The organism is Vibrio sp. CUB2 (genome assembly GCF_001557945.1).
GTDB classification, from domain to species: Bacteria; Pseudomonadota; Gammaproteobacteria; order Enterobacterales; family Vibrionaceae; genus Vibrio; species Vibrio owensii.
In genome coordinates, this window is sequence record NZ_LNRB01000063.1 from 1 (window position 1) to 1,007 (window position 1,007).

At 47.1% G+C, this 1,007-nt stretch carries 1 protein-coding gene; it reads left to right on the forward strand.

The window, feature by feature from the left end; translation table 11 throughout:
* A partial coding sequence (tuf, locus tag ATB78_RS27790; RefSeq protein WP_060990389.1) for an elongation factor Tu occupies positions 1–1,007 on the forward strand: 1,007 nt, incomplete at both ends.

Sequence of the window (1,007 nt, forward strand, 5' to 3'; positions counted from 1 at the left end):
GCTATCTGTACAACACTTGCTAAAGTATACGGCGGTGCTGCTCGTGACTTCGCATCTATCGATAACGCTCCAGAAGAGCGTGAGCGCGGTATCACAATCGCTACTTCTCACGTAGAGTACGACACTCCAACTCGCCACTACGCGCACGTAGACTGTCCAGGACACGCGGATTATGTTAAAAACATGATCACTGGTGCTGCACAGATGGACGGTGGTATCCTAGTTGTTGCTGCGACAGATGGTCCAATGCCACAAACTCGTGAGCACATCCTACTAGGCCGTCAGGTTGGTATCCCATACATCATCGTATTCATGAACAAATGTGACATGGTTGACGATGAAGAGCTACTAGAACTAGTAGAAATGGAAGTTCGTGAACTTCTATCTGAGTACGATTTCCCAGGTGATGACCTACCAGTTATCCAAGGTTCAGCTCTAGGCGCACTAAACGGCGAAGAGCAATGGGAAGCTAAGATTGTTGAACTAGCAGAAGCGCTAGATTCATACATCCCTGAGCCAGAGCGTGCAGTAGATATGCCATTCCTAATGCCTATCGAAGACGTATTCTCAATCCAAGGTCGTGGTACAGTAGTAACTGGCCGTATCGAACGTGGTATCCTAAACGTAGGTGACGAAGTTGCTATCGTAGGTATCAAAGACACTACTACTACTACATGTACTGGTGTTGAAATGTTCCGTAAGCTTCTTGACGAAGGTCGTGCTGGTGAGAACGTTGGTGCACTTCTACGTGGTACTAAGCGTGATGAAGTTGAACGTGGTCAAGTACTAGCTAAGCCTGGTTCAATCACTCCACACACTAAGTTCGAGTCAGAAGTATACGTACTTTCTAAAGATGAAGGTGGTCGTCACACTCCATTCTTCAAAGGCTACCGTCCACAGTTCTACTTCCGTACAACTGACGTAACTGGTGACATCTCTCTACCAGAAGGCGTAGAAATGGTAATGCCAGGCGACAACATCCAAATGCAAGTTGAGCTAATCGCTCC